Annotated in this window: 23 protein-coding genes; 6 read left to right on the top strand and 17 right to left on the bottom strand. The window is 48.1% G+C overall.

Going from position 1 to position 15434, the window contains the following annotated elements:
* Positions 1–239: 239 nt before the first annotated feature.
* On the top strand, positions 240–1052 hold the full coding sequence (locus tag CWE22_RS12030; protein WP_169931743.1) for a hypothetical protein: 813 nt from the start codon (positions 240–242) through the stop codon (positions 1050–1052).
* A gap of 69 nt (positions 1053–1121) precedes the next feature.
* Here the strand turns inward: CWE22_RS12030 and rplQ are convergent, their stop codons facing one another.
* The 17 genes from rplQ to rplN all read right to left on the bottom strand — a co-directional run bounded on the left by rplQ (position 1122) and on the right by rplN (position 9631).
* Positions 1122–1523: a 50S ribosomal protein L17 gene (rplQ, locus tag CWE22_RS12025; RefSeq protein WP_169931742.1), complete on the bottom strand. Its 402-nt coding sequence runs from the start codon at positions 1521–1523 to the stop codon at positions 1122–1124.
* 38 nt (positions 1524–1561) lie between these two features.
* Positions 1562–2551: a DNA-directed RNA polymerase subunit alpha gene (locus CWE22_RS12020; RefSeq protein ID WP_169931741.1), complete on the bottom strand. Its 990-nt coding sequence runs from the start codon at positions 2549–2551 to the stop codon at positions 1562–1564.
* 24 nt (positions 2552–2575) lie between these two features.
* Positions 2576–3196, bottom strand: a complete 621-nt coding sequence (gene rpsD, locus CWE22_RS12015) for a 30S ribosomal protein S4 (protein ID WP_169931740.1) — start codon at positions 3194–3196, stop codon at positions 2576–2578.
* Between the two features lie 30 nt (positions 3197–3226).
* Positions 3227–3616, bottom strand: a complete 390-nt coding sequence (rpsK, locus tag CWE22_RS12010) for a 30S ribosomal protein S11 (RefSeq protein WP_026861007.1) — start codon at positions 3614–3616, stop codon at positions 3227–3229.
* A gap of 11 nt (positions 3617–3627) precedes the next feature.
* Complete coding sequence (gene rpsM / locus CWE22_RS12005; RefSeq protein ID WP_169931739.1) at positions 3628–3984, bottom strand: 30S ribosomal protein S13; 357 nt, start codon at positions 3982–3984, stop codon at positions 3628–3630.
* Between the two features lie 130 nt (positions 3985–4114).
* Positions 4115–4228 carry a 50S ribosomal protein L36 gene (gene rpmJ / locus CWE22_RS12000; RefSeq protein ID WP_055439830.1) on the bottom strand — a complete coding sequence of 38 codons (114 nt, stop codon included), beginning with the start codon at positions 4226–4228 and terminating at the stop codon, positions 4115–4117.
* A 25-nt stretch (positions 4229–4253) separates the two neighbouring features.
* Positions 4254–5582 (bottom strand): preprotein translocase subunit SecY, encoded by a 1329-nt coding sequence (gene secY / locus CWE22_RS11995; protein ID WP_169931738.1) that lies wholly within the window; start codon positions 5580–5582, stop codon positions 4254–4256.
* Between the two features lie 5 nt (positions 5583–5587).
* Complete coding sequence (gene rplO / locus CWE22_RS11990; protein ID WP_169931737.1) at positions 5588–6022, bottom strand: 50S ribosomal protein L15; 435 nt, start codon at positions 6020–6022, stop codon at positions 5588–5590.
* A 3-nt stretch (positions 6023–6025) separates the two neighbouring features.
* Positions 6026–6208: a 50S ribosomal protein L30 gene (gene rpmD / locus CWE22_RS11985; RefSeq protein WP_169931736.1), complete on the bottom strand. Its 183-nt coding sequence runs from the start codon at positions 6206–6208 to the stop codon at positions 6026–6028.
* Positions 6209–6214: 6 nt separating this feature from the next.
* Positions 6215–6721 carry a 30S ribosomal protein S5 gene (gene rpsE, locus CWE22_RS11980; RefSeq protein WP_169931735.1) on the bottom strand — a complete coding sequence of 169 codons (507 nt, stop codon included), beginning with the start codon at positions 6719–6721 and terminating at the stop codon, positions 6215–6217.
* Between the two features lie 9 nt (positions 6722–6730).
* Positions 6731–7084 (bottom strand): 50S ribosomal protein L18, encoded by a 354-nt coding sequence (gene rplR / locus CWE22_RS11975; RefSeq protein WP_169931734.1) that lies wholly within the window; start codon positions 7082–7084, stop codon positions 6731–6733.
* Between the two features lie 9 nt (positions 7085–7093).
* Positions 7094–7627, bottom strand: a complete 534-nt coding sequence (rplF, locus tag CWE22_RS11970) for a 50S ribosomal protein L6 (RefSeq protein WP_169931733.1) — start codon at positions 7625–7627, stop codon at positions 7094–7096.
* Between the two features lie 14 nt (positions 7628–7641).
* Positions 7642–8034 carry a 30S ribosomal protein S8 gene (gene rpsH, locus CWE22_RS11965; protein WP_169931732.1) on the bottom strand — a complete coding sequence of 131 codons (393 nt, stop codon included), beginning with the start codon at positions 8032–8034 and terminating at the stop codon, positions 7642–7644.
* 26 nt (positions 8035–8060) lie between these two features.
* On the bottom strand, positions 8061–8366 hold the full coding sequence (rpsN, locus tag CWE22_RS11960; protein WP_169931731.1) for a 30S ribosomal protein S14: 306 nt from the start codon (positions 8364–8366) through the stop codon (positions 8061–8063).
* A gap of 11 nt (positions 8367–8377) precedes the next feature.
* Complete coding sequence (rplE, locus tag CWE22_RS11955) at positions 8378–8917, bottom strand: 50S ribosomal protein L5 (RefSeq protein WP_169931730.1); 540 nt, start codon at positions 8915–8917, stop codon at positions 8378–8380.
* A 20-nt stretch (positions 8918–8937) separates the two neighbouring features.
* Positions 8938–9252, bottom strand: a complete 315-nt coding sequence (gene rplX, locus CWE22_RS11950) for a 50S ribosomal protein L24 (protein WP_169931729.1) — start codon at positions 9250–9252, stop codon at positions 8938–8940.
* Positions 9253–9262: 10 nt separating this feature from the next.
* Complete coding sequence (gene rplN / locus CWE22_RS11945) at positions 9263–9631, bottom strand: 50S ribosomal protein L14 (protein WP_169931728.1); 369 nt, start codon at positions 9629–9631, stop codon at positions 9263–9265.
* 397 nt (positions 9632–10028) lie between these two features.
* On the opposite strand from rplN, the gene CWE22_RS11940 reads away from it, so the two are divergent.
* Genes CWE22_RS11940 through CWE22_RS11920 form a run of 5 tightly spaced genes read left to right on the top strand, consistent with a single transcriptional unit; the run spans position 10029 to position 15426 of the window.
* Entirely contained in the window at positions 10029–12818 is a 2790-nt protein-coding gene (locus tag CWE22_RS11940) for a monovalent cation/H+ antiporter subunit A (protein WP_169931727.1), read from the top strand.
* Entirely contained in the window at positions 12818–13162 is a 345-nt protein-coding gene (locus CWE22_RS11935; RefSeq protein WP_169931726.1) for a Na+/H+ antiporter subunit C, read from the top strand. Before CWE22_RS11940 ends, CWE22_RS11935 begins: the two co-directional genes overlap by 1 nt.
* The gene (locus CWE22_RS11930; protein WP_169931725.1) at positions 13162–14682 is read left to right on the top strand and encodes a monovalent cation/H+ antiporter subunit D; all 1521 of its coding nucleotides are present in this window, start codon (positions 13162–13164) and stop codon (positions 14680–14682) included. Before CWE22_RS11935 ends, CWE22_RS11930 begins: the two co-directional genes overlap by 1 nt.
* Positions 14675–15163, top strand: a complete 489-nt coding sequence (locus CWE22_RS11925) for a Na+/H+ antiporter subunit E (RefSeq protein ID WP_169931724.1) — start codon at positions 14675–14677, stop codon at positions 15161–15163. Before CWE22_RS11930 ends, CWE22_RS11925 begins: the two co-directional genes overlap by 8 nt.
* Positions 15157–15426 (top strand): K+/H+ antiporter subunit F, encoded by a 270-nt coding sequence (locus CWE22_RS11920; protein ID WP_169931723.1) that lies wholly within the window; start codon positions 15157–15159, stop codon positions 15424–15426. Before CWE22_RS11925 ends, CWE22_RS11920 begins: the two co-directional genes overlap by 7 nt.
* Positions 15427–15434: the final 8 nt, after the last annotated feature.

Below are 15434 nucleotides of genomic sequence, written 5' to 3'. Positions count from 1 at the left end.
TAACTTTTTCTCGTCGTGAACCTTGCGACCGCTGTAGTTGAAATCAGGTCTCAACCACAACGGCCGCGAATTATAGAGCCTCTCACTTTCAGCGCAAGATCTTTTTGCGCCGAAAGCGATCGTTTGCCTATTTTTTGTTCAGATTGAACGATCTTTATCTACCCATTGTCTATAAACGTTGTTAATGTACATTTCTTAGTCACTTAGAACGAAAATAAAGACACAAAAAAGGTAGGCCGATGAAGTTACTATCCCGAGCTATCATTCTTAGCTTGTTGATCAGCCCCGTTAGTCTGGCTGCACAGCAAACGCTAATAGAACCGACAGATCCTGAGCTCTATCAACCGAGCCCTGAGATTATAAGGTTAGCGAAGACCTATGATCGGATGCTCGGTTATTACGCTAAACGAAATTTTTCATCGACGCGCAGTGTTAGAGTTCTCCTTAGTAATTACCCACAACATGTTGAACCCATTCTTTACGCCGCATTTGAGCGCGAACCTCATCTCTATCGACATATTATCCGAGCCGCCATTCACGCAGAACCAGGCTTTACCCGTGACATTATGACAATGGCTCTGAATATGGACATGGCTGATCCAGCCGAGATCGTGAAAATAGCTGTGGAAGCCGAGCCAAGTTATGCCGATGATATCGTATCGACCGCCGGCAAGAGTCATCCGGAGCAACTGGAAAATATCGTACGGGTTGCCGTACAAATAGAGCCTCAGATGGCAGACAGCATCATGCGCTCGGCGAGCAATCAACAGCCTGGTAAGTTAGAGTCTATCGTTACAGCTACATTGGAAGCAGTCCCTGCGTTCGGTAACTACTTGGCAACATCATTAATGGACTTAATAGGTTTAGCCGACACCACTAACGCGGCTGATACGGCACCTTCCGCTGAGCAAATTCAGCAACGTGAGCGTGCAATGCAAGTTCTGCGTGGTGCGCGTCGGGCAGGCGTAGGTAACGACCAATTGCAAATTATTGCTGACAACTATGGCATTCAATTGAGCGAACTCAATTCGGTAGACCCAGCGACTAATTAACTAATAACTCAACAAGCATAAAAAAAGGCCGGCTAATAGCCGGCCTTTTTCATTCTCGCGAGCGAGAACTTATTCTTCTACTGTTACTTCTTCAGCTTCAGTAGCTTCTACTTCTGGACGGTCAACTAATTCAACGTATGCCATAGGTGCGTTATCACCTGCACGGAAGCCACACTTCAAAATACGAGTGTAACCACCGGCACGTTCTTGATAACGTGGACCTAGGGTGCTGAACAATTTACCAACCACTTCTTGGTCACGTGTACGAGCAAACGCCAAACGACGATTTGCTACGCTATCTTGCTTCGCTAAAGTGATGAGCGGCTCGATGACACGACGCAGCTCTTTTGCTTTTGGCAATGTGGTTTTGATCACTTCGTGACGAACCAACGAGCTAGCCATGTTGCTGAACATCGCTTTACGGTGACTGCTGTTACGGTTGAGTTGACGACCACTCTTACGATGGCGCATACCTATACCCTTCTCAGTAATTCTCTGTAAAAGATAACTTAGTCCCGATCAACCAAGCTTGACGGTGGCCAGTTCTCGAGACGCATGCCTAATGACAAGCCACGAGACGCCAAAACGTCCTTGATTTCGGTGAGCGATTTTTTACCCAAGTTAGGAGTCTTCAACAACTCAACTTCGGTACGCTGCACTAAGTCACCAATGTACTGAATAGCTTCTGCTTTCAAACAGTTTGCAGAACGCACAGTTAATTCCAAATCGTCTACCGGACGAAGAAGGATCGGATCAAACTCCGGCTTCTCTTCTTTTGCTTCTGGCTCGCTCATGTCGCGTAACTCAACAAACGCTTCTAGCTGTTCAGCTAAAATGGTTGCTGCGCGGCGAATAGCTTCTTCAGGATCTAAAGTGCCATTCGTTTCCATGTCGATAATCAGCTTATCCAAGTCAGTACGTTGCTCAACACGCGCAGAATCTACGCTGTAAGCGATACGCTCAACTGGGCTGAAAGAAGCATCGACCAATAACCGACCGATTGGACGCTCTTCATCGTCAGCGGACTGACGCGCCGAGGCTGGTACGTAACCGCGACCACGTTCTACACGAATCGACATTTCGATTTCCGTGTCACCTGTTAAGGTACAGATCATGTGATCAGGGTTAACGATTTCAACATCACCGTCATGAGTGATGTCGCCAGCCAAGACAGGGCCCGCTCCAGATTTCTTCAAGGTCAGAACAGATGCATCTTTGCCTTCCATGCGCACTGCTAACCCTTTCAGGTTTAACAGAATTTCGATGATATCTTCCTGAACACCCTCTTTACTGCTGTACTCATGCTGCACGCCAGTAATTTCGACTTCCGTCACTGCGCAACCTGGCATCGACGATAGCAAAATGCGACGTAACGCATTGCCCAGCGTGTGACCAAAGCCACGCTCAAGAGGCTCCAACGTCACCTTTGCGTGAGTCGGGCTGATTTGTTCAATGTCGACTAACCTCGGTTTTAGGAATTCGGTAACAGAACCCTGCATTGTGTCCTCTCTTATGCTTAAGCTTTACTTAGAGTAAAGCTCTACGATCAACTGTTCGTTAATTTCCGCAGACAAATCTGAACGCTCTGGAAGACGTTTAAACTGACCTTCCAATTTGCTGTTGTCTACTTCCAACCACACTGGTTTTTCACGCTGGTCTGCGAGTTCCAATGCAGCTGCGATACGTGCTTGCTTTTTCGCTTTTTCGCGAACAGACACGACATCTTCTGGACGAACCTTGAACGATGGGATGTTAACAACAGTACCGTTAACAACAACACCTTTATGGCTCACCAGCTGACGCGCTTCCGCACGAGTAGACGCGAAGCCCATACGGTACACCACGTTGTCCAAGCGCGACTCAAGCAGTTGCAACAGGTTTTCACCGGTGTTGCCTTTTATACGAGCAGCTTCTTTATAATAGTTACGGAATTGACGCTCTAAGATGCCGTACATACGACGAACTTTTTGCTTTTCACGTAACTGTAAACCGTAATCAGACAGACGGCCACGACGGGCGCCATGCTGACCAGGTGCGCTTTCGAGTTTACATTTCGTATCGATTGCGCGGACGCCGCTTTTCAGGAACAAATCTGTTCCTTCGCGACGACTCAGTTTGAGTTTAGGACCCAAATATCTTGCCATGATCTTTCTCCAACTATCGTATGGCGCCTATTAAACGCGACGTTTCTTAGGCGGACGACATCCGTTGTGAGGAATCGGTGTCACATCGGTAATATTCGTGATGCGATAACCTACCGCGTTCAGTGCACGAATCGATGACTCGCGACCAGGACCTGGGCCCTTGACGAACACTTCTAGGTTTTTCAAACCGTATTCCTTTGCCATTTCACCAGCGCGCTCAGCTGCAACCTGTGCTGCGAACGGGGTTGATTTACGTGAACCACGGAAACCAGACCCACCTGCTGTCGCCCATGACAGGGCATTACCCTGACGATCGGTGATAGTCACAATGGTGTTATTAAAAGATGCATGGATATGAGCCATGCCGTCAGCGACTTGCTTTTTAACGCGCTTACGAGTACGAGTTGGTTGCTTAGCCATTTCTCAACTCCCTACTTCTTGATTGGTTTACGCGGACCTTTACGGGTGCGCGCATTGGTTTTAGTGCGCTGTCCACGTAGAGGCAAGCCACGACGATGACGGAGACCACGGAAACAACCGAGATCCATCAGACGTTTGATATTCATTGAAACTTCGCGACGAAGATCACCTTCAACAGCAAATTTACCTACTGCTTCACGAAGCAAGTCCAGTTTTTCTTCTGACAATGAGCCGATCTTTGTGTCCTCGGCGATACCGACTGCTTCTAAGATGTGCTTAGAGCGAGTACGGCCGATTCCGTAGATCGCAGTCAAGGCAATGACTGCATGCTTGTTGTCAGGAACGTTAATGCCAGCGATACGGGCCACTAACACGTCTCCTATAATTAATGGGTGACCAGTTGAAAAGCCCGTTAGGATACTCAACCGGTCGCCAGATTGCAAACATATCAAGAGCCGCAGCCAAAACTAACTCTTGGCCGCGGTCTTCTTCTTCGAATTAACCTTGCCGTTGCTTATGCTTTGGATCACTGCAAATGACGCGCACAACACCGTTGCGCTTGATCACTTTACAGTTACGGCAGATTTTCTTCACGGAAGCACGAACTTTCATTGCTACACTCCGTAATTATCCAATCTTAACGGCCGAAGCCCTTGAGATTAGCTTTCTTCAGGACCGAATCATACTGATGAGACATCAGATGGGTTTGGACCTGTGCCATAAAGTCCATGATGACCACAACGATAATCAGGAGTGACGTTCCACCGAAGTAGAATTGCACGTTCCAAATAATCATCATGAACTCAGGAACCAGACAGACTAAAGTAATGTATAAGGCGCCTGCAAGCGTCAAACGGGTCATTACTTTATCGATGTAACGCGAGGTTTGCTCACCTGGGCGAATACCCGGAATGAACGCGCCTGACTTCTTCAAGTTATCCGCTGTCTCGCGCGGATTGAATACCAACGCGGTGTAGAAGAAACAGAAGAAGATGATCGCGGCTGCATAGAGCATGACATACAAAGGCTGACCCGGTGACAACGTCAACGACAGCTCTTGTAAGAAGTTTGCTACCATACCTTCGCCTTGGCCGAACCAAGTTGCGATAGTGCCTGGGAACAAAATAATGCTCGATGCAAAGATTGGCGGAATAACACCAGCCATATTTACTTTCAATGGCAAGTGAGTGCTTTGCGCAGCGAAGACCTTACGGCCCTGCTGACGTTTTGCATAGTTCACCACGATACGACGTTGGCCGCGTTCTACGAACACAACAAACGCTGTTACCGCGATGACGATTACGCCAATCAATAACAACACCAACAAATGTAAATCACCCTGACGAGCTTGCTCTGCTGTCTGCCCAATGGCAGACGGGAGGCCCGCTACAATACCGGTGAATATGAGAATAGAGATACCGTTACCAATACCACGCTCGGTAATTTGCTCACCTAACCACATTAAGAACATGGTGCCGGTAACCAAACTCACGATAGCTGTGAAATAGAACGCTGGACCTGGGTCAATGACCAAGCCCGGCATCATATTTGGTAAGCCAGTCGCGATACCAATGGATTGGAACGTTGCGAGTATCAATGTACCCCAACGCGTGTATTGACTGATCTTGCGTCGTCCAGATTCGCCTTCTTTCTTTAACTCAGCTAAGCGTGGGTGAACCACCGACGCTAGCTGCATAATGATTGAGGCGGAAATGTACGGCATAATTCCCAGTGCAAAAATTGATGCGCGTTCCAGAGCACCGCCGCTGAACATGTTAAACATGGCAACGATGGTGTCTTTCTGCTGATCAAATAATTGCGCCAATACAGCGGCATCTATACCAGGAATCGGCACAAAGGAGCCCGCACGGAACACGATTAACGCGCCGAGTACAAACAGCAGTCGACGTCTTAGTTCCGAGGTGCCGCCTTGAGCTCTGTTAGATTCCAATCCTGGTTTAGCCATTTGCCCTATCCTTCGATTTTGCCGCCAGCAGCTTCAATAGCTTCTTTGGCGCCTTTAGTGACCTTGATGCCTTGAACAGTAACGGCACGCTTGATTTCGCCAGACTTGATGACTTTTACATTCAACACGTCTTTGCGAACCAAGCCTGCATCTTTCAATGCAGCCAACGTTACGGTGTCACCAGCAAGCTTTGCGATCTCAGCTAGGTTTACTTCAGCAGTGGTCATAGCCTTGCGTGAAGTGAAACCAAACTTAGGCAAGCGACGCTGAATTGGCATTTGACCGCCTTCAAACCCTGGCTTAACAGTACCACCAGAACGCGAAGTTTGACCTTTATGGCCACGACCACCTGTTTTACCCAATCCTGAACCGATTCCTCGGCCCACACGTTTTTTGCTAGCTTTAGCACCAGGTGCAGGGGAGATAGTATTTAGAAACATGTCTTAGTCCTCCACCTTTACCATGTAATAGACTTGGTTAACCATACCGCGCACAGCTGGGGTATCTTCCAGCTCTACCGTGTGATTAATACGGCGTAGACCAAGACCACGAAGGGTAGCTTTGTGTTTCGGCAAGCGACCGATTGAGCTACGCGTTTGTGTAACTTTGATTGTCTTATTCGCCATTGTTCACTACCCCAAAATCTCGTCAACGCGCAATCCACGCTTCGCCGCAACTTGCTCCGGCGATTTCATGTCATTGAGTGCCTTGATAGTGGCACGAACAACGTTGATTGGATTGGTTGAACCATATGCTTTTGACAGCACGTTGTGTACACCTGCGACTTCCAGTACTGCACGCATCGCACCACCGGCGATGATACCTGTACCTTCAGAAGCTGGCTGCATAAATACCTGTGAACCTGAGTGACGGCCCTTAACAGGGTGCTGTAGGGTGTCGCCTTTCAGCTGCACGGTTACCATGTTGCGACGCGCTTTTTCCATTGCTTTTTGAATAGCAGCTGGAACTTCGCGTGCTTTACCATAACCGAAACCCACTTTACCCTGACCATCACCAACCACAGTCAGTGCAGTGAAGCTAAAGATGCGACCACCTTTAACAACCTTCGCTACACGATTTACTGTGATCAGCTTTTCTTGCAGGTCACTTTGTTGAGCTTCTACATTTGCATTTGCCATGTTCGTCTCCTAGAACTGAAGTCCGGCTTCACGAGCGGCGTCAGCTAAAGCTGCAACACGACCGTGATAACGGAAACCACTGCGATCGAAAGCGACGTTTTTCACGCCTTTTTCCATCGCCCGTTCTGCAATCAGTTTTCCAACTGCTTTTGCCGCATCGATGTTGCCAGTCACTTTGACTTGCTCACGAACTGACTTTTCTGCAGTTGAAGCTGCTGCCAATACTTCAGAACCGTTCGGTGCAATTAGCTGAGCGTAAATGTGCCGTGGTGTACGGTGAACGACCAGGCGGTTAGCACCCAACTCTTGCATTTTCTTACGAGCGCGAGTGGCGCGACGTAAGCGAGCTGATTTCTTGTCCATCGTTTTACCTTACTTTTTCTTGGCTTCTTTACGGCGCACTTGCTCATCGGCATAACGTACACCTTTACCTTTATAAGGCTCAGGCTTACGGTAAGCACGAATATTAGCGGCAACTTGGCCGACTAATTGCTTGTCAACACCTTTAACGACAACTTCAGTTTGTGTTGGGACTTCGATAGTAATTCCTTGCGGAATATCGAACTCAACAGGGTGAGAGAAGCCCAAGGTCAGGTTCAGTTTTGAACCGGCAGTATTTGCCCGGTAACCGACACCAACCAATTGCAACTTGCGCTCATACCCTTGCGCAACACCAACCACCATATTTTGCAGTAACGCGCGTGCGGTACCCGCTTGAGCAGTTGCATTCGCAACGCCTTCACGAGCAACGGTGCGTAAAACTTTGTCTTCTTGTACAAGTTCTACAGCGTCATTAACTACACGGCTCAATGAGCCTTTGGCACCTTTAATTGTGACTTCCTGACCGTTCAGCGTAACTTCAACGCCAGCAGGAATGGCAATAGGTGCTTTAGCAACACGTGACATTTCCTAACTCCTCGTTACGCAACGTAGCCGATAACTTCGCCGCCTAAACCCGCTTTACGAGCGGCACGGTCGGTCATCAGACCCTTGGAAGTTGAGACTACGGCGACACCCAAACCACCCATTACTTTAGGTAGTTCATTACGTTTCTTGTAGATACGTAAACCTGGGCGACTAACGCGCTCAATTGATTCGATAACAGGGCTACCTTCAAAGTATTTCAATGTCACTTCAAGTTCTGCTTTCACATCACCTGAAACACTGAAATCCGCGATATAACCTTCTTCTTTCAGAACTTGGGCAATAGCCACTTTCTGTTTAGAAGCAGGCATGCGCACGGCAACTTTGTTAGCACCCTGAGCGTTGCGGATGCGAGTGAACATATCCGCAATTGGATCTTGCATGCTCATATTTGCTTTCTCCCGTGACTCGTGGCTTACCAGCTAGCTTTTTTCAAGCCAGGAATTTCACCGCGCATCGCTTTCTCACGGACTTTAATACGGCTCATGCCGAATTTCCGTAAGAAACCGTGTGGGCGGCCCGTTACGCGACAGCGGTTACGCTGACGGCTAGGGCTTGAATCACGCGGAAGGCTTTGCAATTTAAGCACTGCTTCCCAACGCTCCTCATCCGAAGTTTTCGGATCGCTGATCACAGCTTTTAATGCGATGCGTTTCTCTGCGTATTTTTCGACAAGCTTTGCACGCTTGACTTCACGCATTTTCATTGACTCTTTTGCCATAACTCTACACCTTACTTCTTGAACGGGAAGTTGAAGGCAGCGAGCAAAGCGCGAGCTTCGTCATCAGTGCCTGCAGTAGTAGTGATAGTGATATCCAAACCACGCACCTTGTCGACTTTATCAAAGTCGATTTCAGGGAAAATGATTTGCTCACGCACACCCATACTGTAATTTCCACGTCCGTCGAAAGATTTCGGATTCAAACCACGGAAGTCGCGAATACGTGGAATTGCAATCACAATTAAGCGTTGCAAAAAGTCCCACATACGTTCGCCACGCAGAGTCACCTTACAGCCAATCGGGTAGCCTTCACGGATTTTGAAGCCAGCGACAGATTTACGAGCAACAGTGCGGATTGGACGCTGACCAGAAATTGCTTCCAGGTCTGCTGCCGCGTTGTCGAGAATCTTTTTGTCTGCCAGAGCTTCACCCACACCCATATTGAGTGTGATTTTTTCAATCCGAGGGACTTGCATGACGCTGTTGTAGCCGAACTGTTTAACAAGTTCAGGAACTACTGATTCTTTGTAAAAATCATGCAGTTTCGCCATCGTAAAACTCCAAATTTAAATTAAATGATTGCGTCGTTTGATTTGAAGAAGCGAACTTTCTTGCCATCTTCAATTCGAAAACCAACACGATCTGCTTTACCAGTCTCTGGGTTATAAACCGCAACGTTAGAAACGTCGATTGAAGCTTCTTGCTCAATCACACCGCCAGCAACGCCTAAAGCCGGATTTGGCTTCTGATGTTTCTTCACGATGTTCACGCCTTCAACGAACACTCGGTTCTTCGTGGTATCGACTTTCAGCACTTTACCGCGCTTACCTTTGTCTTTACCCGCCAGGACTACTACTTCGTCATCACGTTTAATTTTTGCCGCCATGTCTGACTCCTTACAGTACTTCTGGTGCCAGTGAGACAATCTTCATGAACTGCTCTGAACGCAATTCACGAGTCACTGGGCCAAAGATACGCGTGCCAATCGGCTGCATATTGTTGTTTAACAAGACAGCCGCGTTGCGGTCAAAACGGATGACTGACCCGTCTTGACGACGGACGCCTTTTCTGGTGCGAACGACCACCGCATTAACAACATCACCTTTCTTCACTTTGCCGCGAGGAATCGCTTCTTTAATAGAAACTTTGATGATATCGCCAATGTTTGCGTACCGGCGGTGCGAGCCACCCAGAACCTTAATACATTGTACGCTGCGAGCGCCCGAGTTATCGGCCACGTCCAGTGTAGTTTGCATTTGGATCATTGCAGTGCTCCGCTTAAGTAATAAAACAGACCCTCTCGGGTCGAGTTTCTCTCAACTCAGAAAAAAGAGAATAAGAGACTTCCCCTTATAAAAAGGGCGGCGAATTGTAACAGATAAAAAATTCAGATGGTAGTGCGAGAGCAGATTATTTCGATTGTTTTCTGAGGACGTTCACGGCAGGTCCTGCCGACTTCGAAAACGAGTGGATAGTATACCCGAAATAGACTGAAAAACGCCACTTATTTATAAGTCAGCGATAGATTTAATCTGCGTTCAAGCGCCGCACGACAACGTCGAATAAGTTGGCAAGCGCTTGAGCAAAATGGTAAATTCCATCGTACTTAACGAGAAATATCAGTCCATCGAACATCGTTTTTGAATCACAAAAAGGGTTCTCATGACACTTGCAACGCTCGTGCTTTTGCCATTCGCTGGAGCGATATTACCTTTACTGATGCGGCAGCACAGTCGGGTGGTGCTTACCGGCATCACTCTGGCGATTGCGGCAGTCAGCTTCATTCTCATGCTGACCTTGCTGCCACAAACCGTGGCGGGAGAAGTGCCGCTATCAACCTATGCATGGTTGCCCGACCTGGGTCTCAATCTATCATTCCGCCTAGACGGACTGTCCTTACTGTTCGTGACTTTGATCAGTGGAATCGGGTTACTCATTATTTTTTATGCACATTATTACTTAAGCGCGAAAGATGATGCCGGTCGCTTTTATGCGTGCCTATTGCTGTTCATGGGCTCGATGCTGGGTATCGTCACAGCGAACAATATGATTCTCATGTGGCTGTTTTGGGAATTAACCAGCATTTCTTCGTTCTTATTAATTGGTTATTGGTTCCACAAAAGCGAAGCAAGACGCGGTGCGCGTATGGCATTAGCGGTTACGGGCGCTGGTGGACTCGCGTTGTTAGCTGGCTTGCTCTTAATCGGTAATATTGCGGGAAGCTACGAGATTGACGCGGTGTTTGCGGCCGCGGATACCATTCGCGAACACGCATGGTATATTCCAGCACTGTTATTAGTATTGCTCGGTGCTTTTACCAAGTCAGCTCAGTTCCCATTTCAGTTCTGGCTTCCTCATGCTATGTCTGCACCAACGCCCGTCAGTGCTTACTTACACTCGGCCACCATGGTGAAAGCCGGCATTTTCCTGCTCGCCCGCTTCTCACCCGTGCTCGGTGGAACGAATGAATGGTTCGTCTTGGTCACCCTGACTGGATTAGCAACCATGCTATTCGGAGCTTATTTCGCGTTGCTCAAAACCGATTTAAAAGGGCTTCTAGCATTTTCTACTATTAGTCATCTCGGCTTGATTACGATGCTGCTTGGCATCGGTACACATGGCGCACAACTCGCTGCTTTGTTCCATATTTTGAATCACGCGACCTTCAAAGCTGGCTTGTTTATGGTTGCGGGTATTGTCGACCACGAAACTGGAAGCCGCGACATCCGCAAACTCAGTGGTTTGCGCAAAGCGATGCCCTATACCATGATACTGGCGTTGATTGCTTCAGCAGCGATGGCCGGGCTACCCTTCTTAAACGGCTTCCTGTCCAAAGAAATGTTTTTTGCGGAAGCATATGAACAAGACTTGTTTGGTGGATTGTCTTGGTTGGTGCCGGTGTTGGCAACCTTAGGTGCCATGTTATCCGTCGCGTACTCAATTCGATTTGTTCAAGATGTATTCTTTGGTGCTCCCAGCAAAGATCTGCCCCGAACACCCCATGAAGCGCCACTGGGTATGCGCGCACCGGTCATTTTATTAGCGATGCTTTGTATTGCCGTGGGCCTAGCTCCAATGTTCTTTACGGAGTCATTGTTAACGCCAGCAATCAACGTGGTGGCAGGTGTCGTTCAGCCGTTTTCCATCTACCTCTGGCATGGTTTTAATATTCCATTACTGATGAGCGCTCTCGCTGTAGCTGGTGGTATCGTCATTTACCTGAGTCGTAATGAGTTATTTACTTTTAATCGCAAGTTTGACCATCGCGACGCCAAAGAAACCTTCGCCTCGATCGTCAGTGGTATTACTGCTTGGTCCGATGAAACCATGCAGAAAATCGAAACCGGATCATTACAACGCTACATCGCTGCGGTTTTAGTTCTGGTGCTTATTTTCGTTATCCCAGAACTGGCACAAATTGAGGCGTTAAGGGGCGAACGCGAATTATTGCCGATTGACGTAGTCAGTGTGGTTGGTGCCATAGTGTTAATCCTGGCGTCATTAGGTACCGCTATTTTACACCGTCAACGACTGACCTCATTGATGATGCTCTCAGTGGTTGGCTTGATGGTTTCCATGGCATTTATTCACTTTTCAGCGCCCGATCTGGCGATGACGCAGTTGGTCGTTGAAGTGGTCAGTATTATTTTGATGATACTGGCACTATTCTTTATGCCACAGCGCATTCCTAGAGCATCCAGTGGTCGCCGAGTGGCACGTGACGTTTTGCTCGCAGGCTTGATTGGCGGGATCGTCGGGACGCTCAATTATGCTCTATTAACCCGCGAATTCACGAGTATCTCAGAGTTCTTCTTATTGAACTCCAAACCAGGTGGCGGTGGCACCAATGTGGTGAATGTCATTCTGGTCGACTTCCGTGGTTTTGATACCTTGGGTGAAATCACAGTCTTGGCAATTGCCGCCGCGGGTATTCACAAGTTACTGAATAACTTAAGACCATTTATGCCATCCAGTGATGTAGACGGACGCGCTTGGCATACCATCAAGCACCCGCTATTGGTTCAAGTGGTATCGCAAGCGTTGCTGCCCCTTGCACTAATGGTCTCTGCCTACATTTTCCTGCGCGGTCACAATTTGCCGGGCGGCGGTTTTATTGCTGGACTCATCACCGCTGCCGCAATGATTCTGCAGTATATCTCTAACGGTGTGGAATGGCTGAAAGAACGGTTTGATTACAATTATCAGTCACTTACTGCCGTTGGCGTCATGATTGCGCTCTTCACTGGTATTGGAAGTTGGTTCTTCGGGGCCAATTTCTTGACCTCTTCATTCACCTATTTGGATTGGCCATTAGTGGGTAAATTTGAAGTTGCTACAGCCATTTTATTTGATTTAGGTGTCTACCTCACCGTTGTTGGAGCCACACTAATGATACTGGCGAATTTTGGCCAAATGACGACGCGCCATAGACCAAGACAGGAGGGATACTAATGGAATTACTCTATGCAATTACCGTGGGTATGCTGACTGCCAGTAGCGTGTTTTTGATTCTCAGAGGACGTTCGTTCCCCATTGTCATTGGCATCACCATGTTGTCTTACGCGGTGAATTTGTTCCTCTTTTCGACCGGTCGCTTGGTCATTAATGAAGTGCCGATTATTGGTGCCAGCTCGAACCCTACTGATCCATTGCCGCAAGCACTCGTGCTAACTGCCATAGTGATTGGGTTTGCCATGACCGCTTACTCGATCATCTTAGCAGTGCGTGTCCGCGGTGAGTTAGGATCAGATGAAGTGAACGATCCAAACTATGAAGAAAATGAGGGGCAACGTTAATGCTGTCTCAACATTTGATTATCCTGCCCATCGTTATTCCGTTGTTTGCAGCGTTGCTGCAGTTGCTCCCGTGGGGTGAACACCCACAACGAGCGCGCCGGATTATTGGCTTAACGTCTTGTGTATTGTTGATTGTCGTTGCCATTGCAATGCTCGTTTCAACTTTTGCGGGCCCGAGTGTTTATGCTCTTGGCAGTTGGCAAGCTCCTTTTGGTATTGTGTTGGTGGCTGACCGCTTAGCGGCGACTATGGTCTTGCTGACTACAGTGCTGGCTCTACCGGTACTTATTTTTGCAAGCCACGGTGAGGACAATCTGGGATCGCATTTCCAGTCTCTGTATCAATTCCAACTCCTCGGCATCATTGGCGCGTTTCTGACTGGCGACCTTTTTAACTTATTCGTCTTTTTTGAAGTACTGTTGATCTCCAGCTACGCACTATTGATGCATGGTGGCGGTAAACTGAAGCTACGCGCCACGCTGCATTATGTAATTTTAAATCTAGCTGGCTCTGCCCTATTCTTGATCAGCCTTGGCGTTATCTACGGGATTACCGGAACGCTCAACATTGCCGATCTGGCACAAAAGGTCGCCTTATTATCCGGTGATGACGCGTTTATATTGCGTGGTGGCGGCATGCTATTACTGATTGTGTTTGGTTTGAAGGCCGCACTGTTGCCACTCTATTTCTGGCTGCCGCAAGCCTACGCCAATACGACTGGTTCGGTCGCCGCTCTCTTTGCAATCATGACCAAAGTCGGTGTTTATGCCATTTTGCGAGTGTTCACTATAGTGTTTGGTGAAGATGGCGGTGCCGTTGCGTTGCTGGGCTATGATTGGTTGTGGTGGTTGGGACTACTGACCCTGGCCGCTGGTGGCATAGGTGTGCTGGGTAGCCGCGATTTGCGCTTACTCATTGCTTACCTTGTAGTCATGTCGGTAGGAACCATGCTAACCACCTTTAGCATGAATACAGAACGAGCAATTAGTGCAGTGATGTACTATTTGATGCATTCGACGTTTATTACTGCGTGTCTATTCCTATTAGCCGATGTGATTGCTGAACAACGGGGTAAAACCGCAACGCGTATCGTCAAAGGCCGACAGCTTGCGCAGCATAGTACGCTCGGTATTTTATTCTTTGCAGCTGCTATCGCTGTTATTGGAATGCCACCCTTATCAGGTTTTATCGGTAAGCTGTTTATATTAGAGGCAGCAAGAACCGGTGCACAGGTCGCATTGCTTTGGCCGATAGTGTTGGGGACGACCTTCCTCGTTATGATTGCTCTGTCACGAGCGGGTAGTCGCATGTTCTGGCATGTACTTGAAGGCAAGCCAGGTGACGTGAAGCATCCGTGGACGCAACTGAGCGCCATTGTGTTTCTGGTGGGGTGCAGTATCGCTCTTACCTTGTTCGCGCAACCGCTCGCGGAGTTGACCGAGCAAATTGCTTATGACCTGATGAACCCAAGTTACTACATTGATGCTGTCTTAGGACAACCCGGAGGTAGTCATGAGTAGAATTCTACCGGCTCCATGGTTAAGTCTATTTCTGCTAATCGTCTGGTTACTGCTGCAAAACAGTGTATCGGTTGGGTTAATTGTATTAGGAGCTATCTTAGCCACAGCCATTCCATTGTATACATTTCGCGCGCGCGACTTCCCGCTTACGATCCATCGTCCGGGTACGGCTGTTGTTTATTTCCTTGTGCTGCTGGTCGACATTGTGGTTTCGAATATCGACATTGCGAAGATTATCTTATTACCGCGCAAAAAAATTAAACCAGCGTTGATAGAGTATCCTCTTGATTTAACCAATCAGGTACCTATTACTATACTAGCTTGTACGATAACGCTGACACCGGGGACGGTCTCTGCGGAACTCAGTCGAGATGGCAACACCTTGCTGATCCATGCGTTGAATGTTGAAGATGTTGATGCTCTCATTGCGACTATCAAACAACGCTATGAGCGTCGATTGAAGGAGATATTCCAATGTTAGCTTTTGCTGTGCCATTTGCCTTCGTGATGTTCTCAATAGCACTGCTGATGAACATCTATCGGTTGTTTCTTGGCCCCGATGCGGCAGATCGCATCTTGGCACTCGATACCATTTATATTAATTCGTTGGCGTTGCTGATCTTACTCGGCATCTGGCATAACTCGACTGCCTATTTTGAGGCCGCTGTGCTGATCGCCATGCTAGGTTTTATTGGCACCATTGCCGCAACGAAATTTTTGTTGCGCGGCGACATCATCGAATAAGGGAACCT

The sequence above is a fragment of the Pseudidiomarina aestuarii genome, from assembly GCF_003987355.1.
Lineage (GTDB): Bacteria > Pseudomonadota > Gammaproteobacteria > Enterobacterales > Alteromonadaceae > Pseudidiomarina > Pseudidiomarina aestuarii.
This window is presented reverse-complemented; position numbering and strand designations above follow the sequence as displayed.